Annotated in this window: 22 protein-coding genes; 11 read left to right on the top strand and 11 right to left on the bottom strand. The window is 54.6% G+C overall.

What is annotated here, in order from left to right; genetic code table 11:
* Positions 1-195 precede the first annotated feature (195 nt).
* The 5 genes from LEPIL_RS22230 to LEPIL_RS22225 all read left to right on the top strand — a co-directional run bounded on the left by LEPIL_RS22230 (position 196) and on the right by LEPIL_RS22225 (position 6485).
* Positions 196-1893: a sigma-54 interaction domain-containing protein gene (locus LEPIL_RS22230; RefSeq protein WP_002773163.1), complete on the top strand. Its 1698-nt coding sequence runs from the start codon at positions 196-198 to the stop codon at positions 1891-1893.
* Positions 1890-3242: a lysophospholipid acyltransferase family protein gene (locus LEPIL_RS13520; RefSeq protein WP_143464701.1), complete on the top strand. Its 1353-nt coding sequence runs from the start codon at positions 1890-1892 to the stop codon at positions 3240-3242. The genes LEPIL_RS22230 and LEPIL_RS13520 overlap by 4 nt, the downstream gene beginning before the upstream one ends.
* A gap of 90 nt (positions 3243-3332) precedes the next feature.
* Entirely contained in the window at positions 3333-3569 is a 237-nt protein-coding gene (locus LEPIL_RS13515) for a hypothetical protein (RefSeq protein WP_002773160.1), read from the top strand.
* A gap of 66 nt (positions 3570-3635) precedes the next feature.
* Positions 3636-5723: an adenylate/guanylate cyclase domain-containing protein gene (locus LEPIL_RS13510; protein WP_002773157.1), complete on the top strand. Its 2088-nt coding sequence runs from the start codon at positions 3636-3638 to the stop codon at positions 5721-5723.
* A 138-nt stretch (positions 5724-5861) separates the two neighbouring features.
* A complete protein-coding gene (locus LEPIL_RS22225; protein WP_157135079.1) occupies positions 5862-6485 on the top strand; it encodes a DUF1554 domain-containing protein in 624 nt (207 codons plus the stop codon).
* A 32-nt stretch (positions 6486-6517) separates the two neighbouring features.
* On the opposite strand, the gene LEPIL_RS13500 is transcribed toward LEPIL_RS22225, so the two are convergent.
* From LEPIL_RS13500 to LEPIL_RS13490, 3 genes are all read right to left on the bottom strand, one after another.
* On the bottom strand, positions 6518-7165 hold the full coding sequence (locus tag LEPIL_RS13500) for a response regulator (protein ID WP_002773153.1): 648 nt from the start codon (positions 7163-7165) through the stop codon (positions 6518-6520).
* Positions 7162-8145 carry a sensor histidine kinase gene (locus LEPIL_RS13495; RefSeq protein WP_052608331.1) on the bottom strand — a complete coding sequence of 328 codons (984 nt, stop codon included), beginning with the start codon at positions 8143-8145 and terminating at the stop codon, positions 7162-7164. Before LEPIL_RS13495 ends, LEPIL_RS13500 begins: the two co-directional genes overlap by 4 nt.
* Before the next feature lie 95 nt (positions 8146-8240).
* The gene (locus LEPIL_RS13490) at positions 8241-9512 is read right to left on the bottom strand and encodes an LruC domain-containing protein (RefSeq protein ID WP_002773148.1); all 1272 of its coding nucleotides are present in this window, start codon (positions 9510-9512) and stop codon (positions 8241-8243) included.
* A 238-nt stretch (positions 9513-9750) separates the two neighbouring features.
* On the opposite strand from LEPIL_RS13490, the gene LEPIL_RS13485 reads away from it, so the two are divergent.
* The 3 genes from LEPIL_RS13485 (at position 9751) to LEPIL_RS22220 (ending at position 14349) form a co-directional block, all read left to right on the top strand.
* Positions 9751-12063: an adenylate/guanylate cyclase domain-containing protein gene (locus LEPIL_RS13485; protein WP_002773146.1), complete on the top strand. Its 2313-nt coding sequence runs from the start codon at positions 9751-9753 to the stop codon at positions 12061-12063.
* Positions 12053-13582: a FecR family protein gene (locus LEPIL_RS13480; RefSeq protein WP_002773144.1), complete on the top strand. Its 1530-nt coding sequence runs from the start codon at positions 12053-12055 to the stop codon at positions 13580-13582. Before LEPIL_RS13485 ends, LEPIL_RS13480 begins: the two co-directional genes overlap by 11 nt.
* A gap of 86 nt (positions 13583-13668) precedes the next feature.
* On the top strand, positions 13669-14349 hold the full coding sequence (locus LEPIL_RS22220; RefSeq protein ID WP_143464702.1) for a hypothetical protein: 681 nt from the start codon (positions 13669-13671) through the stop codon (positions 14347-14349).
* Here LEPIL_RS22220 and LEPIL_RS13470 read toward each other — a convergent pair.
* The 4 genes from LEPIL_RS13470 to LEPIL_RS13455 form a co-directional block, all read right to left on the bottom strand.
* Entirely contained in the window at positions 14329-15171 is an 843-nt protein-coding gene (locus LEPIL_RS13470) for an inositol monophosphatase family protein (RefSeq protein WP_002773142.1), read from the bottom strand. The two genes, LEPIL_RS22220 and LEPIL_RS13470, sit on opposite strands and share 21 nt — an antisense overlap.
* Positions 15168-15365: a YgaP-like transmembrane domain gene (locus tag LEPIL_RS23015; RefSeq protein ID WP_002773141.1), complete on the bottom strand. Its 198-nt coding sequence runs from the start codon at positions 15363-15365 to the stop codon at positions 15168-15170. The genes LEPIL_RS13470 and LEPIL_RS23015 overlap by 4 nt, the downstream gene beginning before the upstream one ends.
* A 68-nt stretch (positions 15366-15433) precedes the next feature.
* Positions 15434-15646, bottom strand: a complete 213-nt coding sequence (locus LEPIL_RS13460; protein ID WP_002773140.1) for an FmdB family zinc ribbon protein — start codon at positions 15644-15646, stop codon at positions 15434-15436.
* Positions 15647-15689: 43 nt separating this feature from the next.
* A complete protein-coding gene (locus tag LEPIL_RS13455) occupies positions 15690-17252 on the bottom strand; it encodes a methyl-accepting chemotaxis protein (RefSeq protein ID WP_002773138.1) in 1563 nt (520 codons plus the stop codon).
* Between the two features lie 311 nt (positions 17253-17563).
* Between LEPIL_RS13455 and LEPIL_RS13450 the strand changes: the two genes are divergently transcribed.
* Positions 17564-18988, top strand: coding sequence for a class I SAM-dependent methyltransferase (locus LEPIL_RS13450; protein ID WP_002773137.1), 1425 nt, complete (start codon positions 17564-17566; stop codon positions 18986-18988).
* A 39-nt stretch (positions 18989-19027) separates the two neighbouring features.
* On the opposite strand, the gene LEPIL_RS13445 is transcribed toward LEPIL_RS13450, so the two are convergent.
* From LEPIL_RS13445 to LEPIL_RS13435, 3 genes are all read right to left on the bottom strand, one after another.
* Positions 19028-19429: a DoxX family membrane protein gene (locus LEPIL_RS13445; RefSeq protein WP_002773135.1), complete on the bottom strand. Its 402-nt coding sequence runs from the start codon at positions 19427-19429 to the stop codon at positions 19028-19030.
* A gap of 137 nt (positions 19430-19566) precedes the next feature.
* Complete coding sequence (locus LEPIL_RS13440; RefSeq protein ID WP_002773133.1) at positions 19567-20826, bottom strand: glucan 1,4-alpha-maltotetraohydrolase domain-containing protein; 1260 nt, start codon at positions 20824-20826, stop codon at positions 19567-19569.
* Positions 20823-21530: a TetR-like C-terminal domain-containing protein gene (locus tag LEPIL_RS13435; protein ID WP_002773132.1), complete on the bottom strand. Its 708-nt coding sequence runs from the start codon at positions 21528-21530 to the stop codon at positions 20823-20825. The genes LEPIL_RS13440 and LEPIL_RS13435 overlap by 4 nt, the downstream gene beginning before the upstream one ends.
* 111 nt (positions 21531-21641) lie before the next feature.
* Here LEPIL_RS13435 and LEPIL_RS13430 point away from each other — a divergent pair, with 111 nt between their 5' ends.
* Positions 21642-22478: an SDR family NAD(P)-dependent oxidoreductase gene (locus LEPIL_RS13430; protein WP_002773130.1), complete on the top strand. Its 837-nt coding sequence runs from the start codon at positions 21642-21644 to the stop codon at positions 22476-22478.
* Between the two features lie 81 nt (positions 22479-22559).
* On the opposite strand, the gene LEPIL_RS13425 is transcribed toward LEPIL_RS13430, so the two are convergent.
* Complete coding sequence (locus LEPIL_RS13425) at positions 22560-23432, bottom strand: hypothetical protein (protein ID WP_002773129.1); 873 nt, start codon at positions 23430-23432, stop codon at positions 22560-22562.
* 202 nt (positions 23433-23634) lie between these two features.
* On the opposite strand from LEPIL_RS13425, the gene LEPIL_RS13420 reads away from it, so the two are divergent.
* Positions 23635-25410 carry a DUF1553 domain-containing protein gene (locus tag LEPIL_RS13420; protein ID WP_002773121.1) on the top strand — a complete coding sequence of 592 codons (1776 nt, stop codon included), beginning with the start codon at positions 23635-23637 and terminating at the stop codon, positions 25408-25410.
* The last annotated feature ends 18 nt before the right edge of the window (positions 25411-25428 follow it).

Below are 25428 nucleotides of genomic sequence, written 5' to 3'. Positions count from 1 at the left end.
CCAGCCATGAGCGTAACGAGAAATGCGCTGATTTGAGATTTTCAGCCCAGAACAGCCCCCAAATTGAGAATAGAGCGCTCATTTGCACCCTCTGAACCAATCCCAGTAGCGCAGCTGATCAATTTTGATCGATCAAAAATCTCTTTGACGAATTTTGATCAGTCCCCACCATGAGCCCGCTCTGGAATTCATCGAATGAAAAGACGATTGCGCAACTGGATGGAACGATTGATCCTCGGCCCGGATCGGCTTATCGAAGACGATCTACAGCAGCTGCTTCAGGCTATGCAGGTCATCGGGCACGCCTATGAAGATCCCGAGAGCTTCTTGCGTCGGGTTCTTGAACTGCTGCGCCGTCGTTTTGATTTTGAAAAGGGTGGGATCGTTCTGACCGAGGCGAACCATCCGCCTATTATCGTCGGTGACCTGACGGAGCTGCCCGGCGAGGGACGGACGTTAACGACAAGATATCGATTGCCAGGAGAGCGTTACAGAGCGCTGAAAGACCTCTTTGAACAGATGAGCAAAGGCGGCGGTCCGGCGTTTGCCGATCCGGCCATCGATCTATGGCATCGCTTACTTGCCGATCTACGAGGCGAAGGCTTTGTCTTCTTTTTTCCTGTTTTCTTTCAACGTGAGCTGTTTGCCTATCTGTTTCTCGGTCCGAAGCGCGGCTGGCGCTCGTATACCGATGCCGATCGGTTCTTTCTTGAATTCGGCAGCGTCGCTTTTGCTCTTGCCGTGCGCAATGCGGGTATTCGTATCGAAAACAGCCGTCTGCGCCTTGCAGGGTTATCCGAAGTCACGACCGATCAGGCGTCCTCTGACGCCGATTCACACAGAAATGAGAGTCCGGAGGCCGACCGTTCGATTCGCACGGAGATACCTCTTGAGAATCGGCTGCTTGTTTTTTCGGATGATCGGATGCGCGAAACGGTGGAGCGTTCCGCACGTATTGCGGGACCAGATCTTCCGGTGCTCATCGTAGGCGAAACGGGAACAGGTAAGGAGCTTCTGGCTCGCTGGATTCACCTGCATTCGCGAAGCAACGGACCGTTTGTTCCGGTTAACTGCGCCTCCATTCCCGCCTCTCTGTGGGAAAGCGAGCTCTTTGGTTATGCGAAGGGCGCCTTTACCGATGCGAAAGAGAATCGTCCCGGCCTTGTCGATATCGCTGCCGGCGGTACGCTTTTCTTTGATGAGATCGGCGAGATGCCGCTTGAGATTCAGCCGAAGATTTTGCGCCTTCTTCAGGAGAAGAACTTCATTCCGGTCGGAGCACGGAAAGAGCGGCCGGCTCTCTGTCGCATGGTTTTTGCCACGCACAGAGACCTGAGCCGGCTTGTACGCGAGGGGCGATTCAGACAGGATCTCTATTATCGCATCTGCGTTTTCGAGCAGAGGTTGCTGCCTCTGCGAGAGAGGCCTGCCGATATTCCCGTTCTTTTCGAGCACTTCTTACATCGTTATGCGGAGGAGTGGCAGCTTGAGCCGGCTCGACCACAGACTGAGCTGCTTGAACGAATGCGACGCTACGACTGGCCCGGTAACGTTCGGGAACTTGAGAATCTATCGGCTCGAATCGCCCTTGAGTATCCCGGAAGGGCCGTCGCTGCGTCGGTTCTGATGTCGGATGGGACAGGCAATGTTGGTGTCGGTTTGGAAGATGATCTCCAGGCCGAGCGAGACGCTCAGGAGAGCCTCGGTCTTGCTTCGGGGGTAACGCTTGATTTTGAGGGTATGATGAACGCCTACGCAAAGCGGTTACTGGCCGAAGCCATCCAGCGAAGTCGCGGGAACCGAAGTCGGGCGGCTGAGATGCTCGGCATATCAAGGGGTAGATTGAATTATCAGATTCGCCAGCTGGGATTGAACGATGAGATGTTTGATTGACAGATAACGTTCTCATTCCGCAAATGGAAGAGCCGACGGCCGGTTCAGCCCGGCCCGATAAAGATAGAGCTCCGGAGTGTTACATGTCGTTGAAAGAATCGCCGACAGGCGGATCGTCGTCAAACGGGAAGGGGTTACCGCCCGGTTTCATCTCTGCAAAGCAGACCTTTCGTGCTAACCTCAGTCGTCGTCCTGAAATGATCGAATGCCTTGACGAGCATATCGTACGCTGGGCCGAGAGGCTGCATCGTATGGCCTATTTCCCGGGAGCGATGTACGACGTATATGTGCAGGGGTATGAGAACTTTCCGCAGCGTAAAGAATCGGCTCCTATTGTCGCCATCGCCCACAAGAAGCTGCATGACGTTTTCTCGGCTCTTGCCTTCATGGCCGGCCGACCTCTTGAACGTTCTCATGACATCACGCTTGTAGCGCAGGCGGGGCTATTCTATGGCATCTATACGTATCGCGACCTCGTTCCCGAGCTTCTGAAGCGTGGCCCGCTTGTGCGTCCTCTGGCTGCCTTCTCACGACTGGCCGGTCGGCTGACGAATCGCTTTGCGCGCTCCTTTCATGCCAATCCTGTTTTCAGAGAAGGCGTCGATCTTCCGCCTGAAGACATCTACTACGATCACATCTTCGCCGGCCCGCACGTGATGAAGATGGACTACTCAGAGTTTCTGAGGCATGCGGGCCGCACGACGATGTCTTCTGTCGTCGCCGTGCAGAAAGAGCTGATCGAGCTCAATCGATCGTTTGTGATTTTTCCTGAGGGCAAGTACTGTCATGACGGCGGTATTGCCGAGATGCAGGATCTTGCGGGCATCGTCGCTCTGAGAAAGGAGCGAGCCCTTGTTCCCGTATCTCTTACCTATGACGAGCTCTGCACCGACCGCTTCGGTCGCATCACGGCCTGGCTTAAAGTGAGCGAACCCATCCCGCATCCGACCGATAAAAGACAGCTGCCCGATTATCTGGCGCATCTGCGCCATACGCTACAGAAAAGCAGCATCATCACGGCCAGCCATCTGATCGCCTCAGCGCTTCAGCATATTCGTTTAACGGAGCAGACAAGCTTTGATCTTGTGGATTTCAAGAAGCGCTACGAGGATTACTGTCTGGCCGCGGTTGAATCGGGCTTTGCCATCGACGAGCGCCTGCGTGACGAGACCTTCCGGCATCATCAGCTGGGCAGTTTTTTGAGGCGCAAAGGAAAGAGGTGGCTGCGTCGAGAAGGGCATCGCTATTATCTCTGCGAAAAATCGATCAGCAAGTTCGCTGAGTCGGAGCGTACCGTTGATGATATCGCATGGAACGCGAATAATATAAGGCATCTGACTCTGAAGTAACGCCAGAGCCCGCAAGAAAACGTGTGACGAGAGAGGCCGAAGCAAAAGACTCGACTCAGTGTTATAGTTCTTATTGCGGCAGCTCATATTATGGAAAAGATAGTTCACAAGATTCTTCAGATTTTTCAGGCGCACGGTATTCGAGCGGGCGGCGTTCTATCAAAGAAGCTCATGATGGATGAGATCAAGGCATGGCCCGCCGATGAAAAGATGATGGTGCGCGATGCCTGGCACACACTTGTCGGGCATGGATTGATACAGGAAGGTCATCCGGAAGGACCGACGCTGACGCCGGCCGGCGAACGGTCCATCTATGGCGGCTCATAGAAGAGCTCGCAAAGCCGCGCTTGAAATTTGAGTCGGCAGCATCGAAGCTCTGATAGATCGTGCCGCATGCGTCGACCTATCTGGATGCTGTTTGTTGCCCCTCTGTTGTTTCTCGGATGCTCGCCTGAGCGTACCTCGTACAAAGTGCAGGATGGCGTACTTGACCTGAGATCGGCGCAGGTGGATTCGTCCTTCATTCTCAATCTCGATGGCGCCTGGGAATTCTACTGGAAGCGTCTCCTGACTCCCGGGGATTTTCAAAAAGCGCCCGCCCCCGATATCTTTCTTGATGAGCCTGATGCATGGAATGCTGCACGCATCGCCGGTCATGAACTCGGTGGCACAGGCTATGCTACCTACCGTCTGCGCATCTTGCTTCCCGAAAATTCGCCTCCGCTTTCATTGAAGCTTCTGGATTCCGGTTCAAGCTATCGCTTCTGGGTGAACGGACAGTACTATGGCGGAGCGGGCGTCGTTTCATCGAATCCAGACGAGGCTATGCCTTCGTATCGAACGGCGCTGTATGATCTGATCGCTCCCGGCGAATCCGTCGAACTCGTTATACAGGTGGCTAACTTTCATCATCGCAAAGGCGGTATATGGGAGCCGATCAAGTTCGGCAGCTACGATGCCATCCATTCTTATCGAGAATACATGCTGATTTTCGAGGGCTTTCTTGCCGGAAGCCTTGTGATCATGGGCTTCTATCATATAGGCCTGTTCCTGCTGCGCAAGAAGGATCGCTCCACGCTCTGGTTCGGTCTTTTCTGTCTTGATATCGCCCTTCGCACCATGGTAACCGGCGAGCGCATTCTGCACGGCGTCGTGCCCTTCGAATACTGGGAGGCCCTGCTCAAAGTCGAGTACATCTCGATGAACGTCGGCTTACCGCTTTTCCTGCTCTTCCTGCGCTCGCTTTATCCGAGCGAGATTCCTCTGCGCATGACGCAGATCTTAATCGGCATCGATCTTGCCCTTGTGTTGCTTGTGCTTGTTACGCCGGCGCGCATCTATTCGCATTCCGTCGATTTTCATCAGCTTGTTATCGTCGTCGGCGTGCTTCTGTGCACATACGGGCTTCTGAAATCCGTCGTGCGACGCAGAGACGGGGCCGTCGTCGTCTCGCTTACGTCGTTTATCTTTATCCTGACCGTACTCAACGACATCCTGTATAACCAGCAGGTCATCTTCACGTTTCAGATGGTCGGATTCGGTCTTTTTATATTCATTTTCTCACAATCGTTTATCCTGTCGTTGAAGTTCTCAAGGGCCTTCTCGACGATTGAGGCGCTCTCTGAAAATCTACAGAGGTACAACCGGGCCTACAGTCGTTTTGTGCCGCGCGAGTTTCTTCGTTTTTTACAGAAAGAGAGCATTCTTGATATTCATCTCGGCGATCAGGTGCAGACCGAGATGACGGTGCTTTTCGTCGACATTCGATCGTTCACGACGATTTCAGAGCATATGACGCCGAAAGAGAATTTTGATTTTCTGAACGATTATCTCGGTCGTATCGGACCTCTGATTCGAAAGAACAACGGCTTTATCGACAAATACCTCGGCGACGGTCTCATGGCTCTGTTTCCCGAAGGCGCCGAAGACGCGCTTCAGGCCGCTCTTGAGATTCAAAAGGCCATCAATGTATTCAACGAAGAGCTGACACAGTGGGGACGCCCCGCCATCCGCGTTGGGGCGGGCATTCATACGGGCCGGCTGATGCTCGGAACCGTAGGCGAACAGGAGCGCATGGACGGCACCGTCATTTCTGATGCAGTTAACCTTGCCTCTCGTATCGAAGGTCTGACGAGAAGCTACGGATCATCGATCGTCATCAGCGAAGAAAGTCTGGTACGTCTTGAAGATCCGAACAAGTTCTGTTATCGCTTCCTGGGCAAGGTGCGCGTGAAAGGTAAGACGGAGCCCGTCTCTGTCTTCGAGGTTTTTGACCTTGATCCGACAGAGATGCGAATCGTGAAGCAGGTGACGCGTACGGAATTCGAGAAGGGCATCATGGCCCTGCATAGAGGCGAATATGACGAGGCTCGCAAGCTTTTCGAGGGCATTCTCAGGGCCAATCCCGAGGATGAAGCGGCCGCTCTCTATATTCGCAAGCTCGATAAGCTTGTGCCGCGAAATGAAGGACGTTCAGCCTGAGATGGTATAGGCAATAGAGCAACATTATTGTGCTTACCGAACCTCGAAATGTGTTGTATTCTTACGACGTCATCATATCTTAAACGTATGGGGCGCTCATTGAATCCTATGTTATCGAGCCGTGTTTTTATCGCGACGATGAGCGTCTTTTCTGGATTGTTCCTGCAATGCTCGAAACCTTTTCCCGAAGGCGGAGCGGTTAGCCTGCTCAGTCTTGCCAGTACCTTTGATCATTACATCTTTGCGACTTCGGCCACCTACAACGGCAATCTACTTATGGCCGGTGGGGGGGCGACCGGCATTGAAGGGGCCGATAGTCTCTGCGCTCAGGCAAAGGACAGTGAGCAGCCGGCGCTTCCTGGAACAGGATCAGAATACAGAGCGCTTCTTATCGATTCTGGCAATCGAGTCGCCTGCACGTCGATTAACTGTGCAGGCGGCAGCTCCGAGCATGTAGACTGGGTGCTGCGCGCGAATACGAGCTACAAACGCCCCGATGGAACGGTCGTCTTTACGACGAATGCCTCAGGCATCTTTCTAATGACGGCGGGCTTGAATGCTCCGCTTGCTGCCGCAGGCCAGTGGTGGACGGGAATGGATAGTGATTGGATGGAATTGGGACCATCTACTTGTACCGACTGGACGGATACGGTGGGCAATGGCGCTTTTGGCGTAGGTGCCGTGACGGGGCCGGCGGCTTTTGCTGATGGCGGTTTTGGTGGGGACTGCTCAATACCTCTTTCCCTTCTCTGCGTGCGTTAAGCGCAGCAAGCCGTTCGCGCAACGATAGCCGCTCAGCCTTCGATTAACCCTGTACGCACCGCATAGCGCACAAGATCGGCCGTTTTATGAAGGTTGAGCTTCTTCATGATATTCTGTCTGTGAACCTTCGCCGTATGAGGAGAGATACGCAGCTGCGTTCCGATCTCTTCGTTCGTCTTGCCTTCGGCCAGCAGCTTGAGTATCTCTCGTTCACGGTTTGAAAGCAGGGAAAAAAGGCCCGTATCGGCGTCCGTTCCGGCCTCTTTTTCGCGCACGAGCATTGAAACCATGCGCGGACTCAGATAGGTTTCGCCGCTCATAACGGCATCGATAGCCCTTATTAAGTCGCTGCCCGCCTCATCTTTCAAAACATATCCGTGGATCTTATATTTAAGAAGCTCACGCAGATACTCTTCGTTATCGTGACGCGAAAGCATGATGATTCTGATGTCGGGATGATATCGGCGAATCTGCCGGGCGATCTCAATACCCGTCATGCCGGGAAGCGAGATGTCGAGGATGGCGATATCGGGCTTGATCTCTTCGATCTGCTGCAAGGCGATCGGTCCGTCTCCTGATTCGCCGACGATTTTGTAATGGGGCTGCGAGCTCAGGATGAAGCGAAGGCCTTCTCGGACGATGGCATGATCGTCGGCAAGATAGAGTCTGGTTTCTTTCATAGAGGAGCCGTCCTCCGGCGAACAGGCAGGCGTATCTGCACGCTGCTTCCGCCCCCAGGAAATGAAATCAGCTGCAACCATCCCTGCCAGTCGGCGACGCGGCGACGCATATTCTGAAGCCCGAATCCGCTCTCGGCGCTTCGTCCCGTGTCGAAGCCTGTTCCGTTATCGTCGAATTGCAGATGAAGCAGGTTGCGGTTTTGAAAGATATGAACGGAAACCGCCGTCGCCGACGAATGCTTCAAAGTATTGGCGATCAGCTCTTGCAGAAGCCTGTAAACCTGGACCTCAAGGTCTTCGGGTAAGGCGCGTTTAATATCTATATCGGCATCCACATGAATCGAGGCGCCTTCAAGGGCCTTCAGAGCGGCTCGAATCGCCGAGGTCAGACCGAGCTCCCGTAACACGGAAGGATACAGATTCGAATAGATTTCGCGCAGTTCGTCGCTTGATCGATCGATCAGTTCGACGGCCATCGTAAATCGGGATTCGTTCCGGGCACGGTCGGCGTTATACGCCATCAGGTTGATCTTTGCGGCGACGATGGTCTGCCCGACTCCGTCATGCAGTTCGGCGGCAAGGCGCTGTCGTTCTTCTTCCTGGGCGCTGAGAAGACGCGAATGCAGATTCTGTACCTTGCGCTCCAGGCGGCGTATGTCGGTAATATTTTTGAGTATGATGCCCTGATCCGCTCCGACCGGGAATACTGTATAACCATAGATACGGCGTCGAAAGCGAAATTGATGGTTCACGCTTTTGCGTCCGCCCTTGCGCTGCAGAGCGTCGAGCATCGCCTCGCGATCGAGTACGGGAAGCGGCAGTATGTCGAAGATGCGTCGGCCGAGTACGGTCGCCGCTTTTATTCCGAATTCTTCTTCGAACGGCCGGTTTACAAAGCGCAACTCCTGCCTTTGATTGATCGTGAAAAGCGGCGAGATGCCTGATAGGATCTGTTCTGCATAGGCCGGATCAAGCTTCACTCCAGTGAAGAATGCGACACGGGGTTGCCGGTAAACAAAAAAAAGCCGGCGCATTTCGCACCGGCCCCCTCAGCCTTCCAGCGGATGTTGGAAGTTCACTTGTTGAAGACGAGATTGAAGTCTGCTGTTTTATACCATTCCGCAGCTTGCTGTCCCGCCGTTTCGTACCAGCTCTGAAAGAGCGGATACGCCTGATGGATGTTGTTACGTTCGAGAGGCCAGCTCCAGTCTCCTGGAATCAACAGGGCCCACGGGAATCCGTTCGCATCCATATAGGGATCGCTTCCGTCGCTATTTGTGTATTTGCCGGGGAAGTGAATCTCCTTCTTCGTATTCTTCACATAGAGATACATGTCATAGGGAAAGGCCAGTCCGGTCAGCGGCGTCTCGAATACGGCTTCGAATTGCGCCGTCATGCCCGTAACGAAGATCTGTCCCGTCGCAGTGTTGGATTGAGCAAGCGTCGTTTCGCTGGAGGGCAAGATCTCGACTCCGGCATCGGTAAGCGGAAGGGTCGTATCAAAGGCGACGGTTCCATCTGCCGCTGTTCTCTTCAGCGTATATTGTCCCGTTCCTGGTAACTTCATATGGAAGGTATGGTTGTAGCCGGCTCCTTTCGCCACGTGTGTGAACTCGCTGCGCATGCGTACGACCTTACCTTGCGCATCGAGGTCCTGCTCGCTTTTCACTCGCACAACATAGTCATTAAAGTCGGCGTCGCCCGGAGTGGGGAAGAGATCTTCGAAGGCGATGGTGAAATAGTTGTCGGCCGGAATCTTAACAAGCGTGGCGCGACCGGCATCATCGGGATAATCGTCCAGCTCGTCGGCAATACCGTCGCCGTCGCGATCGCTGATCTCGATCTGCTCGAGGTAGCCGTCAACGTAGATGTAGCGCTTGATTTCGCGGACATTTGTCAGGTCGATTTCGAAGCGATACTCTTTACCGAGATATGTGAGTTCCACCGTAACCCGCGGTTCGGCACGATTCTCTATCGTGAAGCTACCGCTGACATTGCCCTCGGCATCGGTGACCGCGCGGAAGGAAACGCGCGGACCGCCCGACGTATATTCCATAATCTGAACAAGGGTGCTGTCTACCGGGTTCACGCCGTCGATCACGGTTACCCTGACCGGGTAGGTCGTCGTATTCTCGAAGATAAAATCCGTGGGGCCGTTCACGTCTTCGACATCCATATGAAAGGGGATGGTTTCGGCCTCCGTCGTCGGTTCAATGTCGGCCAGAGGGTCGGTGACGGCAAGAAGCCATGCAAGATTTTCATCCTCGCGCGTACAGGCTGAGACCATGAGCATTCCCAGGAATGCGACGAGGATCTGCAGGCTGAGGTTTGTTACGATGCGTTTCATGATGATCCTCCTATCTTTCTACATCAGAGGATTGCATTTTTATTACCGTCGGTCAATACACCGGATGGTGTAATTTGATAAGGAAAAAGGATTAGTTTTCGTCGCATACCAATCCGGTGCAGGCTGAACGCTTGATCTTATGGTTGTAGCATAGCCGTGATGGATTTTCCCTGGTAGATGGGTCGATTTGATTTGTAGTGTGCTCTGACGGGGCCGCTGATTTTCTGGATGGATCAGAATGGAGAAAGGTAGAATTCGATTTCGAAGCGGCTTCGCTCTGTATCACGATCCTTCGCTTGACGATAAGTTCTCGTCAGAAGGAGCGGATGGTATTGCGCGTCGCGTTCGTCGCTGGAAGAGGAATCAGGTTTCTCTTCTCGTGCTTGCTCCCGATCTGAAGTGGATGGGATCTGACGAGCTGTCCGAATGGCACCGCATCTGTCGCGAAGAGGGCATGCCGATTCTTCTTGCATCGGTCGCTTCGCTTACGCGTCCTGACTTCTCTTATTTCCGTCGCCTCAATCAAGAGCTGCGCACTCATCTATGGAAGGGGCATGTTCTGTTTCTTCACTCGCAGGAGGCCTCGGCCGCTGTAAGAGGATTCCTGCCCACGCTGCTCATTCATCCGGTTGAAATCTCGCCCGATCGCGCCGCCGAAGTCGTAGACGGCCCTGAAGCTCCCGAAGAGGTGCGCAAAATCGTCGCCGAATATGCGCGAAGCATCCATCCGTATCTTCCACAAACGGCGAAGACTATGATCGGCAAGCCGGGCGGACGGTTCTCGATTCGTCGTAAGCTGCTTTCGATTATTACGGGTATCGTCGTGCTTTCCAGCGTCGTGATCATCACGCTGACGGGCGATCTTTTCAAAAAACTCAGCACGGTTCTTATACAGGATTATAACCTGAGCCTTTCGCGTATGATCGGCGATGCACTCGATTCCGATCTGGATAACGTATATGCATGGGGGCGCCTGCTCGGTTCGGGTCAGGAAAGCCCGCAGAGCTTTTTTGCTAAGAACGCTTCGGCCGTGTCGGTGGCCTTACTCAAGCGTGATGGCAAGACCGATACCGTAAAGGCCGAGTCCATTCATCTAAACGAGGCGTTAAGCAAAGACTACGGAGTTACCGAAGCCGAAATGATTTCGCTTCTTCAGTCCGATAAATCGGACGAGTTTTTCAATGCTTCGCCCGATGTACCTGTTTTCAGCCCGTTTGTGCGAGCGGATGGTTCTCTGCTCCTTATACTTTCGCTCTGGCTTGACTCCGAAGATACCGTTCAGTTGATCGTTCTCTCACCCGAGCGGTTATTCGCGCGCTACCGCAGCGCCAGGCAGACCGAGATATTCAGGCTTCTACTCGTCGACGGGCAGGGCCGGCTGATTTCGGCCACCGATGGCGCCATTCAGAAAATCGAGGACCTGCCTATCGTACAGTCAATGCTGCGCAGTCCCGTCGACAACGGCTCTCAGCTCTTTGAATCAGAAGGCCATGAATATCTCGGCTCGTTTCGCATCTTGAAAAACGGATTCGGCGTGATCTCTCTTGTCCCGGCCGATCGGGCCTTTGAGGCCGTCTTTCGCGTGCAGCGACAGAACATCCTCATCGTCGTGATGATTCTCACGGTCGCCTTCATCATCGTCTATCTCTTCTCGCGAACGTTGACACTGCCCATCGTCGAACTTCTTCATGCGGCGCGCCGAATCGAGCAGGGCGACTATGCCGTTCAGATCAAGCCGAGCACGCGTGACGAGATCGGTTCGTTAACCGTGGCCTTTATACAGATGGTGCATGGACTGCGCGAACGTCAGAAGATCAAAGAAGAGTTCGGTAAGTTCGTGAATCCTGAAATCGCCGAGCGCGCCATTCAGGGTAGTCTGCGTCTCGGTGGCGAGAAAAAGCACTGTACGGTTCTTTTCACCGATATCAGAGGGTTCACCCAGTTCTCAGAGTCCCGTCAACCCGAAGAGGTCGTGGATTTTCTGAACCGCTATTTCACGGCGATGGTCGATAGCGTGACGGTTACGGACGGCGTCGTCGATAAGTTCATCGGCGACGCGATCATGGCTCACTGGGGAGCCCTTCTTCCGCAGAAGGATGAGGCGAAGCGCGCCGTCAATTCGGCTCTGCTCATGCGACAGTCTCTGATAGATCTCAATCATTCTTTCGCGCTCGAAGGCATCCCGCATATAAATTTCGGCCTTGGCATTAATACGGGGCCGGTGATCGCCGGCCAGGTCGGATCAGAGAAGCGCCTTGAATTTACCGTCATCGGCGACGCCGTTAACCTTGCATCCCGTATCGAATATTTGAATAAAGAATTCGGTACCGACATCCTCATCTCTGAAAGCACGCGACGCATACTCGGTGACGATTATCATCTCGTCGCCATGCCTCCCGTACCCATTCGCGGTAAGGCAGAACCACAGTTAACCTACGCCGTTCTGGGGCGAAAGAACGACTCCGAAGCGCCCCGATCGCTGGAACAGCTCAGAGAACAGTTGCGAATCGCCTATCGTCCGGGCATGCCGGAGGGCTCCAATGAACCGTAAGCTGAGCCGGACAGATATCGTCGTTCTCATTATATGCTCTGCCATACTCGTCATGAGCGCCGTTCTTCTCTATCTGGAGATGACGCTGAGCTATGGCGAAGGGACTGGACGTCCGGTCGGTGATGTCAGCTATCGCAATCGCATCGTACAGCGGCGAGATCCTGCTCAGGTCGTGTGGCAGCGCCTGAATCCAGGAGACACGGTCTTTGACGGTGATTCCGTTCGTACCGACGAAACGGCAGAGGCCGTCATCGACCTGAAAGACGGGTCTAAGATCGAGCTTGATCCTGAAAGCCTCATCGTTCTTCATCTGCGCGAGAAGATGACGGTCACACTCGTAAAAGGGTCGGCGATTATCAGGCCAGGCAGTCAGGGCGTCGTTGTCGAGCGGTCCGGAAGACGTTTTACGACCGAGGCCGGCCCGACACGCTTTTTCGTCGATCCACTGAACGATAAAGACGGCGAGATCGAAACGGACGGCACTGCCTCTGTGCTTGCTGACGATGTGACCGTAATTCTGCGCCCCGGCGAATCGTTGCAGACGAAAGATGGCAAAGACCGCAGAATACGAAGAGGGATCGCCGCTATCAGCCCCGAGGATAACGCTCGCTTTTTTTATACGGGCGATTCCATGGAGGTTGAGTTCCGCTGGCAGGGGGCGGCCGGAACGACGACCGTCGAACTCTATGCAGGCGCTCCGCTTGAAAAGAATCTACAAATTTATGACGTCCAGAACGATTCAAGGCTTGTGCTTGAACTGAAGGCGGCTAACTATTTCTGGAGAGTGCGACAGGGCGACGAGGTCGGTCCGCTGCGACGGCTGCGTCTGCGTCGCAAAAGCAGCCCTCAACTATTGATGCCGCGTCCCGAGGCGAAGATTCGCATCGCATCCGATCCTGGTTACGTGTCTTTTCGCTGGAAAGAGGAAGAATCGGCCTCGTCGTATTTTATCGAGCTGGCAAGAGACCGCAGCTTTACCGATCGCGTCGCCTATCAGGATGTGCGTCGAACGGGTTTGTCGATACAGCTCTCTCCTGGCCGGTATTACTGGCGAGTACTCGCAAGGGGAAGCGTTCCAGGCGCCGACTCTGAAAGCTCGATCTCCAGCTTTGAGGTCGTGGCCGCCGCCCCATCGCCTTCAGGCGAGGCCGAGAAACCTTCGGGAAAAGACGGGCAGCTCGATACCGACGCACCGGCATCAGAGAAAGCGCCCGGGCCCGCGGCCGAGCCGCTCACGCTTCTTTATCCGACCGGCGTCGTCGACATGACGGGAAAGAATTTCCTGCTTTTTCGATGGAAGGGCGTCCCGGCAGAGCGAACGCTCATGCTTCGCGACGCCACAGGAACGGTCGTCTTTCAGACGAGGGTGACCGGCAATGCATTTACGTTAACCGATCTTTCCGTGCTTGATACGGGCGTCTTCAGATGGACGCTTGAATCGGCGAAAGACAACGCTCAGGCAAAGTTCACGATCGTGCTGCATGAGAACCTCGCGCCGCCCGAACTGGAGATACGATGATGCACCGACGACGGCGAGTAATCTGCTCTGCGCTCCTTCTGTTCCTGTCTTCCGTCATGTTTGCCGAGAAGACGGAAAAAAGATCCATGTCGATCCGCTGGTCGGGCGTACCGGGAGCAAGCGGTTATGCCGTCGAATGGACGGGAAGCGATGGTCGCGTCGTGCAGCAAAAGTCGGCCACAAGCGTTGTGGAACTGAGTCTCGAGGCGGGCGAGTATCGCATTCGCGTATCGGCTCTGAATCGTTTCGGTAAACCTGCTGGCTGGTCGGATTGGAAGACGTTTCGCGTCGAAGACGCCGCTCAAAAACAATCGCTCGATTTGAATCGGCCCGAAGAGCCGGCAAAGAAAGAGACCGTATCGCAAACGACTGCTCCGCCGCTATGGAAGCGCTCCGTTCCCGGATGGGTGCAGATCGAGCGTCAGCAGTGGCGCGGATGGGCCTATCCATCGGCGCTCGGTCTGCTGGCCGTGTATGCCTGGGATCAGAAGCGACGCGGAGATCTCATCGCATCCGATGCTCTGAACGATCCCGATCTTATCATGCCGCTCAGTATCTCTTCGTATGCTGCGCTTGGTAATGCTCTGTGGATCAGGCGTTCACAGCAGAGAGAGCTTTATGATGCGCATCAGCGCAATCAGCGGCTGGCCGGAATGGCCGCCATCGGCGTCGTAGCCCTTCACTGGATCGATATATCTTTCTTTGAGGATGATCGGTCGGCCGTTATCGTACAGGATGGGACGATATCATTCCGCATGCGGTTCTGAGGCGCCTGCCTCAATCAGCGTCGTGCGCAGCTGTTCATGAACAAAGCCGTTCGTCGCTACAAGCATCTTTTCTTCAAGGCGAAAATGTTCGCCTTTGAGATTCGTCGCCGTGCCGCCTGCCTCTCGCAGGATGGTTAACGCTCCGCACGTATCCCACGGCGAAAGATTCCATTCGTAGTGGCCGTCAAAACGTCCTTCGGCCACCCAGCACAGGTCAAGAGCGGCCGAACCCGTGCGGCGAATTCCGCGAGCGTTCAGCAACACTCCGCGAAGCGATCCGGTGAGGATGTCGATCATCTCCTGACGTCTGTAGGGGAATCCCGTAACGATCAGGGCCGATTCAAGATCCGTGTTCGGTGAGACGCGAATCGGGCGCCCGTTTTTTGTCGCTCCGCTCTGCACCGCTCCTCTATAGGTGTCGTTCAATGCAGGCAGAAAAACAAGGCCTCCAACCGGTTCGTTCTCAAAGAGCAGGCCGAACGATACGGCATAAAGCGGCAGCCCGTGGGCGTAGTTCACGGTTCCGTCGACGGGGTCGATGCACCATGTCAGTCCCGAAACGGGCACACTGGATGAAAGGGCCTGATGCTGGCCCGATTCTTCTGCCAGTATGGCGTCGCCTGGAAAGAGGCTACGCAGAAAATGCAGGATCGTCTCTTCTGAGGCGACGTCGGCCTTTGTAACGAGATCGCGGCGCGTCGATTTGGTGCGGATCTGAAGATCCTCTTCCTGCATCGTCGTCAGAAGACGCTGTAGCTCGGGCAGCAGCCCCTCTACAGCGTCCAGTCGACGGTTAACTTCGTTCTGTAGATCGAAACTCATTCCTTCCAGCAGGGCTTCAGGAAACGTCCCAGCATGAAAACGGAGGGACAGAAGTTCGTGAAGGCCCAGAGAAGGAGCATGAAAACGACGAAGCCAAGGATGGCAAGCCCGATTACCGAACCCGTATAAAGCAGGTAGGCTCCAATAGAAATAACCGATGCCATCATAATTCGATGAACTCTTTCAATACACATTCTAAACCTCAAGTAGTTGTTTTTTTCCGGGCTATACGGCAGACCTTCGGGCAGTTTTCAGCAACCTGCTAATTGCCCGGAAAGCATCCGCAGGCATGGCCGCAGGGGCCGGCCTCTGCGCGTCCGCCTGTTGTGATGGCTACATTCAGGAAGGCCTGCTCGGTTTCTGTAGAACCGCAGGCCTCACAGCGGACAACAAGACCGGCTTCCTTCTCTTCGATGGAAGCCTTGATCGACGTAACGGAGTGGCAATCCCGGCAGCTGTAGTCATAGTACGGCATGGCTACAGAAAAGCACAATATACCCCCCGGGGGCAAGCAAAATTCAGTTGCCGTTGATCCGGAATCCGCTTACAAGCTGCTTCAGATCTTCGGTGATTTTGTGCAGTTCTTCGGCTGCCGAGGCGACGCCGTGGATGGATTTTGAAGTCGACGTCGTCAGCGTGCGAATCTCTTCGATGCTGCTGTTGATTCCCTCGCTTGAGCGGGCCTGGTTACGCCCGGTTTCGGCGATATCGCGTACCGCTCCGATCAGATTGGTCGTGAATTCCGACACTTCTTGAGCAAGCGAAGAAACCTTCTCTACCGAGCCGATGGTCTTTTGAATCTCAGATGATCCGGTTTCCATGGCGCCGATCGCCGCCTGAATATCGTTCTGGATGGCCTGTATGATGGAGTTCGTTTCGCGCGTCGCATGCGTCGTGCGATCGGCAAGCTTGCCGACTTCTTCGGCGACGACGGCGAAGCCGCGACCCTGCTCGCCGGCTCGAGCGGCCTCGATCGAGGCGTTCAAAGCAAGCATGTTCGTCTGATCGGCGATCTCGATGATGGCCTTGATGATATCGCCGATGCGCCGACTCGATAATTCGAGGTTCTGCACTTTTGTTGCAAGGCCCGACACGATGGTGTCGATGCTTTTCATGCCGCGCACCGCCTCGGCGACGCCTTCGCGACCGGCAAGGGCACGCTTTTCGCCGGCCTCGGCCGTATGGAAGAGTCGCGTCGCTTCTTCGGCATTTTCGCGAATCTGATTGGCAAGCGCCTTGATCGTTTCGACCGACTCTTCTGCCTGAGCGGACTGTTTCTCGGTACCTTCGGCCATCAGATGCGTATGGTCCATGATCTGCCGCGCATAGCCTTCGACGTTGTGCGAAGCCAGGGAGATCTGGCGTAATGCGTTCTTTAGATCCTCACGCATCTTCTGAAAAGCAGAAAGCAGCGTACCCGCCGTGGAGCTGAATTCGAGGTCGAGATTCACCGTAAAGTCTCCCGAAGAAAGACGTTCGGCGGCCCGTGCAAGCTCGGCAATCTCTTCAGTCTGTGACGCATCGGCCTTCTGACGTGAGTCGTACTCTTTCTTGACGAGGTCGTAGCGCAGCCAGCTGATCACCGATACGATCAGAGCCGTAGATGTGAGAAAATACAGATTGTTGATGAGAATGGTCCACTGAAAGGGCTGCGGCGTAAGAAGGTTAAGCGCAATGTACATGAGAAGAACGAGCAGGGCGTTTGCAATCGTATGAACGTACTTCCAGGGAACGACGAGGTTGACCGCTATGACGACGAGATTCAGACCGGCGTAATATCCGCTATCGAATCCGCCGAGTTTTACGGTCATCCAGGCGATGACGCCGCCGACGACGATCGTGAACAGATATCCGTACAGATGATCGATGGCCGAAACGGGCGAAAAGTGTACGACTAACGTAATCACTATAAGCAGGGCCGAGGCGGTGAGGCGGGCGATCAGGAACGGAAGGAAAAGCCCCTCGGGAACGGTGAAGTAATCGAGAATGCTGTAGAGCGGAATCAGGAAAATACCGAGGAATAGAAGGATCTTAATCCATCTATGTATAAGTGTTCGTTGATATACTCGGAAGTCGCTCATCGGGTTGCTCGCATGTTGTAAATTCGCCTTTTATATGTGGTCGGTTCGGTTAATGTTCGAGGGGTTATCAATACGGCACGCTCGCTGCTCACCGAGGTTTTCGAAGACGGTACGAAAAACCTTCAGAGTTTTCGCGCGAAGCTCAGATTGGACTGGACGTCTGGCATATACGGTTTCCTTTCTGTAGAAAAGGATCATCAAGCAACCAAACGCTGTCGGATTCGCGAGACAATTGTTTTTTTATCAGAGGCCATTTTTGAGATGGCCAGTAGTGAAGCGGTTTCACGAAACTCCGGGCTGTGGAGAAAAAAATGGAAGTACAGGAAAAACGCAACACCCCCCGCTATCCGGTAGGAGATCGGGAGAATATCTTGATTTCGTTCACGCATAAAGGAAGCGAACACCAGGGCTCGCTCTGGGATTATTCTCGATTTGGACTCGGTCTGTGTATGGAGGCTTCGATGTCACTTCCAGGCAGGGGTTCGCAGGTACAGGACATTCGTATTCAGGCCTACGGCGACAGCCGGCATCTGGGCGATGGTAGGATCGCTCGTTCGCATAAAGAGCTGGGCAGTCATTTCGTAGGTCTGATGCTTGTGGAGCAGTTCATCGACCTCGATAAGCTGCTTCAGAACCGTAAGTTTCATCTGCAAGACGACGAGATTAAAGGCATCCGTTCGCTGCTCAGCGACTATGAAAAGCTCGATACGCGTGTTCGCGAATATGCAGCCGATTTCGCTGCCGGTCTTGCCGTGTTCAAGCAGCGCCTTGACGCTCTGGATGAAGGGATTCGCAAAGAAAGCTCTTCAATGAAGAAAAGCATCTTTCAGGTCATGGAGAACGGTATCGGCGCCGAGCTATGGCAGTTCATGGACGCGAAAGTCGCCTATCTTGAGCGCATTGTCGCCGATCGCCCCGAAGAAGAGCGTCAGAGCGCCGCATCGTATCTGCGAAGCATCCTCTGGCCGTATCTGGAAGGCGCTCCGTTCTTGCGTCGCGTCATCGAAAAGCCGCGCGGCTATCCGGGCGATTCCATGATGATGCAGATGGTCTATGAAGACGGCTACCAGGGCAATTCAAGCTTTGCGCGATTCCTTCATCGTCATCCGCTACGCATTCCTTCGGCACAGGCCGTCCGTAATCGCCGCGGGCTGATCTGCGCCGAGCTGGAGGCGTATATAGCGGCGCATCCAGGAGAAACGGTGAACGTGCTCTCTGTGGCCTGCGGTCCGGCGTGGGAGATGAAGGATTTCTTCTCGTCCAGCGCCTATAAGGACCGCATCCGCATTTATCTTCTCGATCAGGATCAGGAGGCTCTGGACGAGGCCAGGCAGAGCATCATTCTCGGAGGAGGCGATCCCGACTCGCCAAACGTGCGTTTTGTTAAAGAGTCCGTTCGAACTCTACTGCGTCGCGATGCGTCCGCCCTCTTCGACGATGTACGCTTTGATTTTGTGTATACGATGGGATTGTTTGATTATCTGACGATTCCGGTTGCACGGGCCCTGGTGACGCGCCTGCATGAACTCTCGGCGCCCGGAGCACAGCTGATGATCGGGAACTACACGTCAGAAAGCCCGGATCGGCACTACATGGATCATCTGATGGACTGGCCGCTTCTGTATAAATCGCCCGAAGATATGCTCAGCCTCGCTTCAGAACTTCCCGATACGACGGAGCGAAGCATCGGCTACGAGGATTCGGGCGTGCAGATGTTTCTCAAACTAAAGAAATAAAAAAGGGGCGGGCCCAATGCCTGCCCCTTCGCCGGATGCTTAACGACCGAGCCAGTTGTTGCGCTCAAAAAGACGCGCGTATGTGCTCCAGTAGGCGCTGGCCGCCGTGACGTGCAGCACGAGTATCACGACGGGCAGAATGATGTTTTCGATGCCGGGCGTGAGAAAGGCATGCACAAGAAAGATGTTGATCGAGATTGGCGCAAGAACGACAAGGCCGATGCGGGCATACACGCCTGTGAGGATGAGAAGTCCGCATATCGTTTCGGTCAGCTTCAGAAACTGAAAGAAATAGCCCGTGGCTGCCAGTCCTTTGTTAAAAGCGATCAGCTTCTCGGGAAGATCGGGCGGGGGCTCGGGATTGGCAAGCAGGCCGAACAGCCCGGCTGCCGTGAAAAGCAGGCCAAGCAGTATGCGGGCCGCAAGGGTTACGTTGTGCATGTAGTGACTCCGTTGGAGAGTTGATTCACGCGAAGAGCGCTGAGATTAAAGTATGCAGGTTTTTGCGAACGACAACGAAAAACATGCGACAGTGCAGATCGGGCACACAGCGGAAGCGCCGGGTAACGCACCGCCCCTTATTTTTTCAGCCAGATGCGGTATTCGCCGGGTTTTTCAAATGCAAGGGTGAACCCTGCACCGGGATCGGCGAAATCCGACCCTATTGAGAGGGCGAGGCGTGGGTCGCCCGATTCATCGTGCACGAAGGCGGCGAAGCCTGAGTGCCTGTCCGTCAGATCGGTCCAGTCTGAAGAGGCTACTATGCCGGCCTGCTTGCGAATCTGTATGAGGTCACGGATCTCATGCAGCTGCCAGTCGAAAAGATCGGGCCAGTAGATACAGGGCGTACCCGGCATCATGAGAATAAAGGCGTAGGCCCGCGACTTCAGATGAGGAGCACACTCCCAGACCTTCTGACCCCAGCCATTCGCCGGCGAATACGGCGAGGCGCCTGTATCATGGTTATCCACAAGCGTCACGGAAGCCGCCCTCAGTTCGGGCGATGGATCGCAGTTGATGCCGTATTTGAAATGAGCGGGATTGCCCGTATTCAATTCCCGTTTCAGAACCATGTCGAAAACGCACGATCCCGTTTCGAGCGCCCATCCGATAAGACGGCTTCGCTCGCAACCGCCGTAACGCATGAACATCGGATCATCGGGAATCGAGCCGGCCTGCCAGTATTCGCCCACGGAAAGATACTCGGTCTTCTCGGTATCACGAATCAGCGAGAGCACATCGCGCGGATGATAACCCCAGACGAAATCCCAGCGCCAGCCATCCACATGGACTTCATCAAGAAGCTCCGTCAGGGCTCTGTGAAAGGCATTATACACATCGGGATGATCGAGCTTCAGATCGCTTGATCCGTCAAGAAAGGCGCCTCCCGTATCTCTACCTGCAAGCGAGCGCCACTGCGGTCCTGGGTACGGCCAGAGATCTTTTTGCATGCGAAAGCGATCGCGGTGATTCAGAACGATATCGACGATGACCTTGATATTGCGGGCATGCAGCTCATAAACGAGGGTCTTCAGCTCTTCCTTGCTTCCATAACGCGAATTAAGATCGAAGTCTCTCCAGAAATAGCCTTCGCCTCCGCCGTGCCGGCCGTCCTTCTCCCAGAGAGAGTCGTCGATCCACGGCGGCGGTAAATAGACGACGGTGAATCCGGCGGCGGCAATGTCGTCGGCCCGGGCCGCAAGCGTCTTATACCAGCTGCTGCCGCTTCCGTCGACGGTACCCGTCCCCTTTGTTTTTACAAGATTCCAGTGGAAGGCCTGCAGGATAATGTCGCGTCCGTTGCCGCGCGTGATGACCGATGCCTTTTCCGTATTCACGAAGATCCCTTCCTTTTCGGTTCTGAGTTTTTCTTCTTTTTAGCGGCCGTATCTACAGGTGGATTCAACAGAGAAGGCAGGATAACGCAATCGATCAGTGATACGAAAAAATCGCGATCGGCTGTTTTGCGTTCTATGAGGCTTCGATAGGACGTCATGGCCGAGATGACCTTGCATGCCTGATCGACCTCGGCCCGATCCGAGATCTCCCCCCGTTTGATGGCCCTCTGGATCAACTGACGGTTGGCCTCGGCCCATGGCTCGAAGATCTCTGTAACACCGGTCTCGGCGATCTCTTCCTGTTTCCAGAAGGAACCGAGGCCGGCCAGTACCTGGAGCTTACGCTGTCCTTCTTGAATCGATTGCGGCTTTATCAGGGCGAGCAGATCGTTACGCAGGTTGCCAGTGTCGGGCAGGCTACCCGGAAGCAGATGCTTGCGACTCATCCAGATCAGAGCGTCTTTGACAAGCATTGTCTTAGAAGGCCAGCGTCGGTACAGGGCTGCCTTTCCTGCTTTACCGCGAGCGGCCACCATATCCATGGTCATGCCATCAAAGCCCAGATCGGCCAGGGCGTCCACCGTCGCCTGTAGGATCTTCTCATCAAGCCCGGGATCCCTTTTTCGCCCGACCGCTGCCGGCTGGCAGGGCTCAGAATCCTGTGTGGAGCTTCTTGAGTCCGGGTCTGTTTTTTTTTGAGTCATCTGGCTCTTCGCGTAATTTCTTGTGGCCGGAACCGGACAGTTCCGATACTCTTGAGTATCGTAATTGCTGATTCGGATAGGATCAGCATCAGATACATACAGGAGAATTGCATGTCTAATAAAATTTGGTTTATCACGGGCGCCTCCCGCGGCTTCGGACGGGTTTGGACCGAGGCTGCGCTGAAGCGCGGCGACAGAGTGGCTGCGACGGCTCGATCGCTCGAAAGCATCGCCGATTTCAAGAAGAGATATGGCGAGAACGTGCTCACGCTTGAGCTGGATGTTACGAATGCAGAGCAGGCAAAAAGCGCCGTCCAGCAGGCACATGCACATTTTGGCCGGCTTGACGTCGTTTTGAACAATGCCGGCTACTCTCTTGTCGGCATGATTGAAGAGGCCGAGGCCGATGAGGTGCGTGCCATGTACGAGACGAACATATTTGGCACGCTCTCCGTCATCAAGGCAGCTCTGCCGCTTCTGCGTTCTCAAGGCGGAGGGCACATCGTCGGCGTCTCCAGCACGCTCGGCCATGTGACGATGCCGCTGATCGGCTATTACTGCTCGTCAAAATGGGCGTTTGAGGCGATTCATGAAAGCCTGGCCCTTGAGGTGAAGGGCTGGGGCATCAACGTATCGATTATCGAACCGGGCGCCTATGCTACGGAGTTTGGAAGCGCTCAGTCTCTGAAGTTAGCCGCAGGCCTCGATATTTACAATGGACTTCGTGACGAGATTATGGGTGGTATCGCAACGCTTGAAAAAGGCGATCCGGAGGCGACGGCAGAGGCGGTCCTCAAGCTCGTTGATGCAGAGAATCCTCCGCTGCGTCTTTTCCTGGGCAGTCATGCCCTGCCGTGGGTGCGCTCTGTTTACGCAGATCGTCTGAAAGTCTGGGAAGAATGGGAGTCGGTTTCAAACGCCGCTCAGGGGCGCTCACGAAATAGTTAACAGAGCCTCAGCGCAGTCTTCGCCATCCTGTTCGGGCACGGGCGAAGCTGTGTTCTGGTAGGTAAAGTTATCCGGGTGGAGCTATCCCAGCGGATTGGGAGGCCGCCAGAATAAATACTGAATCGGAAAGGTAACGACATCGAGCAAAAAGGCGACCGGATACAGAGGGTAGAGATAGTAGCGATCGGTTCTATGTCGAACGCCTGAGACATTGTGAATGGGAATGATGCGATTCGGCCCCTGCTGCCGAACGGCATAGATCTGAATATCATCGGATCCGGCCTGATGGGCTGCGCCTGGATTGTAAAGGAATACGACCGTATCGGTCACTCTTTCTCTGCGCGCCGTGACGAACGTCTTTGTCGAAATCGCTCGCTCACAATCGTTGAGGAAGAAAAAATCGTTTCTTTCATATTCAATCCTCTGATGATAACAGATCGTTCTGCCTATCAGGCGATTGTAGTGCGTTATCATCATCTCAGTTCCGTCCGTTGAGATTCTGATCGCGCTTGGAAATCCGAATTGCGGTTCACTTTTTAGAAAGACTTTGTTCAGGTAAGGGCTTTTGAAGACAAGGTTACCGTCCATGTAGTAGATGGCTTTCTCGTTCCCACCAGCAAGAATATCGGGCAGGCGTTCGGCGGGCCCGAACTCGTTCGGACATCCGGTCAGTCGATTACCCGAATAACTCACACACCGTTCATAGATTGCATCTTCATGCAATCCCTCGAAGACCAGTCGTAACCAGCCCGCATCGCCCGCCTCTACGTCGACAATACGCTCGGGTTGGTCGAGCCGAGATTCAGCACCTGGACTGACCACGCTGTTGAGAACGAACGTGAGGCAGGATGAGAGCAGGCACAGGCTGACGATCGGTAAAAGGACAAGCCTTGAGCAAAGGCGAGCGGTTCTCAGTGAGAAGTGGATACGACTGCTTTCATGCAAGCGCCTCATGATCAATCTGGATTAGAGCCGGGGATGGCTTCTGTCAAGTATGAATATTGAAATTTATGGGAGTATTGCTTGAAATGGTCGCGCCTTTGCGGTGGTCCCCTATGAGCTGAAAAATAACGCTTCGCTTGCTTCTGAAAAGGCCGGCCGTATCCGCAAAAAAAAGCACGACGGACCGGCCTTTGCTCCGTCTATCTGAATAGCTATGAAACATCGTGCCCTGGCCTGTCTGCTCATAACGATAGCGTTACTACCGCCGTCTCTGTCGGCGCATCCGCTTGATGACGTTTACAGAAAGCACTCTAACTTTGCCGAGAACGCGCCGCCGGGCGTTCTTCTGCGGCGCATGTCGTTGCAGATTCGCGGCGTGATTCCGACCGCTGAAGAGGTGCGCGCCTTCGAATCCGCCAATCCCGATACAAGAAACGAACTGTTTGCAGCTCGCTTTTTACGCGACGCCGACTACGCCCATTACTGGTCGGGCGTACTGGGCAGCATGCTGCGTGCGCGAAGCGATCAGCGTGACGCTCCGTATGACGCCTATCAGGCATGGCTTGCAAAGTCCCTTCACGAAAATCGTTCGTATCGACAGATGGTGCGTGATCTGATTACAGCAAAAGGCCCTGTCGATCAGAACGCGGCCGGGCTTTTTTATCTCAGGGATAACGCCGATCCGCTTGAGGCCGCCGAATACGTTTCGCGCGTCTTTTACGGTCGCCGCCTATCGTGTGCTCGTTGCCATGACCATCCGACAGATCCGAATTACAAGCGTCGCGATTTTTACGGACTGGCGTCGTTTTTCAGCCAGACCTTCGTGCGCAAAAACAAGCTCGATGAGATTCCCTGGAATCGTCGCGAAGACCTGCCCGTCGACGCGCGCAAGAAATACGAAGACGAGATGCGTCGTCTGCGTGCGCTGATGAACTGGGATAAGCTGAGCGACGCGCAGCGCAAAAAGCTGCGCGAACAGAACGAGCTGCCTTTCGCACAGATCGACGTTCTGCCCGAGCTCGGCCTGCGCTTTCCACACACCGACGACAGCCCGGGCGGCGACCTTGTGAAGCCCGTCTATCCTGACGGAAAGCCGGCCATCATAGAAGCGGGAGCGGATCGTCGCGAGGTGCTTGCAAAGTGGCTGACGGCGAAAACGAACGACCGCTTTCGCAAGGTCATCATCAATCGTATCCGGACGCGTCTGATGGGATGGAGCTTCTTTACCCCGCTGGACGACTGGGGACCTGAAACGAAGATACGGTCTCCTGAGATTCTCGATCATCTGGATGCCGTGTTCGTCGAGAAGGACTATCGTATCAAGGACCTGATCCTGTATATCGTCACATCGGACGCCTACAGGCGCCGTGCCCCGGCTCCCGGAGAATCGGTTAACGGCGATGAAAGCGCCCTTGCGAGCTTTCCGCCTTCGCGCATGGACTATGCCCAGCTTTTCAATTCGATGCTGCGCGGCACGAATAACGCCTCGGTGCCGCACGTCTGGGAGCGCAGCGCTACGACCTCGCTTGATCTGACGGGACAGGGCGCTCTGAAACAGGCGGTAAAAGACAATAAAGCCGGATTCACAAACGCCTGCGAGGTGCCGAAGCCTGTGCATAGCTCGACGTTTCTTTCGATCTTCGGAGCGGGACGACGCGAAGACGTCGACGATGACGAGATACGTCCCGACATCGATCAGGTGCTGGCGCTCATGAACGGGCAGCTGACGTCGCGCATCTGGCGGGAATACGGCGACCCGAATAAGAATTCCTTCATCTTACAGGAATTCGAGCGCACGAAACGCATGGATGATCTCTTTGACACGATCTATGTCAGTCTGCTCTCGCGGCATCCGTCCGAGAAAGAGAAGGCGGGCTTGCAGCGCGTTTTTTCGAGCCGCTTCGAGGCGCAGGGAGGCTTCCAGCGAGATCAGGTACAGGATCTTGTCTGGAGCATCTTGCAGAGCCGTGAATTCATCCACATCTATTGATTCTCGTAAAGGTATCAT

It is taken from the genome of Leptonema illini DSM 21528, from assembly GCF_000243335.1.
Lineage (GTDB): Bacteria > Spirochaetota > Leptospiria > Leptospirales > Leptonemataceae > Leptonema > Leptonema illini.
This window is presented reverse-complemented; position numbering and strand designations above follow the sequence as displayed.

Coding starts and splice junctions, on each gene's coding strand:
- LEPIL_RS13450 (WP_002773137.1), top strand. CDS start 17,564: ATGGAAGTACAGGAAAAACGCAACACCCCCCGCTATCCGGTAGGAGAT.
- LEPIL_RS13460 (WP_002773140.1), bottom strand. CDS start 15,646: ATGCCGTACTATGACTACAGCTGCCGGGATTGCCACTCCGTTACGTCG.
- LEPIL_RS13455 (WP_002773138.1), bottom strand. CDS start 17,252: ATGAGCGACTTCCGAGTATATCAACGAACACTTATACATAGATGGATT.
- LEPIL_RS22225 (WP_157135079.1), top strand. CDS start 5,862: ATGAGCGTCTTTTCTGGATTGTTCCTGCAATGCTCGAAACCTTTTCCC.
- LEPIL_RS13500 (WP_002773153.1), bottom strand. CDS start 7,165: ATGAAAGAAACCAGACTCTATCTTGCCGACGATCATGCCATCGTCCGA.
- LEPIL_RS23015 (WP_002773141.1), bottom strand. CDS start 15,365: ATGTGTATTGAAAGAGTTCATCGAATTATGATGGCATCGGTTATTTCT.
- LEPIL_RS13430 (WP_002773130.1), top strand. CDS start 21,642: ATGTCTAATAAAATTTGGTTTATCACGGGCGCCTCCCGCGGCTTCGGA.
- LEPIL_RS13435 (WP_002773132.1), bottom strand. CDS start 21,530: ATGACTCAAAAAAAAACAGACCCGGACTCAAGAAGCTCCACACAGGAT.
- LEPIL_RS13420 (WP_002773121.1), top strand. CDS start 23,635: ATGAAACATCGTGCCCTGGCCTGTCTGCTCATAACGATAGCGTTACTA.
- LEPIL_RS13445 (WP_002773135.1), bottom strand. CDS start 19,429: ATGCACAACGTAACCCTTGCGGCCCGCATACTGCTTGGCCTGCTTTTC.
- LEPIL_RS13515 (WP_002773160.1), top strand. CDS start 3,333: ATGGAAAAGATAGTTCACAAGATTCTTCAGATTTTTCAGGCGCACGGT.
- LEPIL_RS13480 (WP_002773144.1), top strand. CDS start 12,053: ATGAACCGTAAGCTGAGCCGGACAGATATCGTCGTTCTCATTATATGC.
- LEPIL_RS13485 (WP_002773146.1), top strand. CDS start 9,751: ATGGAGAAAGGTAGAATTCGATTTCGAAGCGGCTTCGCTCTGTATCAC.
- LEPIL_RS22220 (WP_143464702.1), top strand. CDS start 13,669: ATGTCGATCCGCTGGTCGGGCGTACCGGGAGCAAGCGGTTATGCCGTC.
- LEPIL_RS13490 (WP_002773148.1), bottom strand. CDS start 9,512: ATGAAACGCATCGTAACAAACCTCAGCCTGCAGATCCTCGTCGCATTC.
- LEPIL_RS13510 (WP_002773157.1), top strand. CDS start 3,636: ATGCGTCGACCTATCTGGATGCTGTTTGTTGCCCCTCTGTTGTTTCTC.
- LEPIL_RS13425 (WP_002773129.1), bottom strand. CDS start 23,432: ATGAGGCGCTTGCATGAAAGCAGTCGTATCCACTTCTCACTGAGAACC.
- LEPIL_RS22230 (WP_002773163.1), top strand. CDS start 196: ATGAAAAGACGATTGCGCAACTGGATGGAACGATTGATCCTCGGCCCG.
- LEPIL_RS13470 (WP_002773142.1), bottom strand. CDS start 15,171: ATGAGTTTCGATCTACAGAACGAAGTTAACCGTCGACTGGACGCTGTA.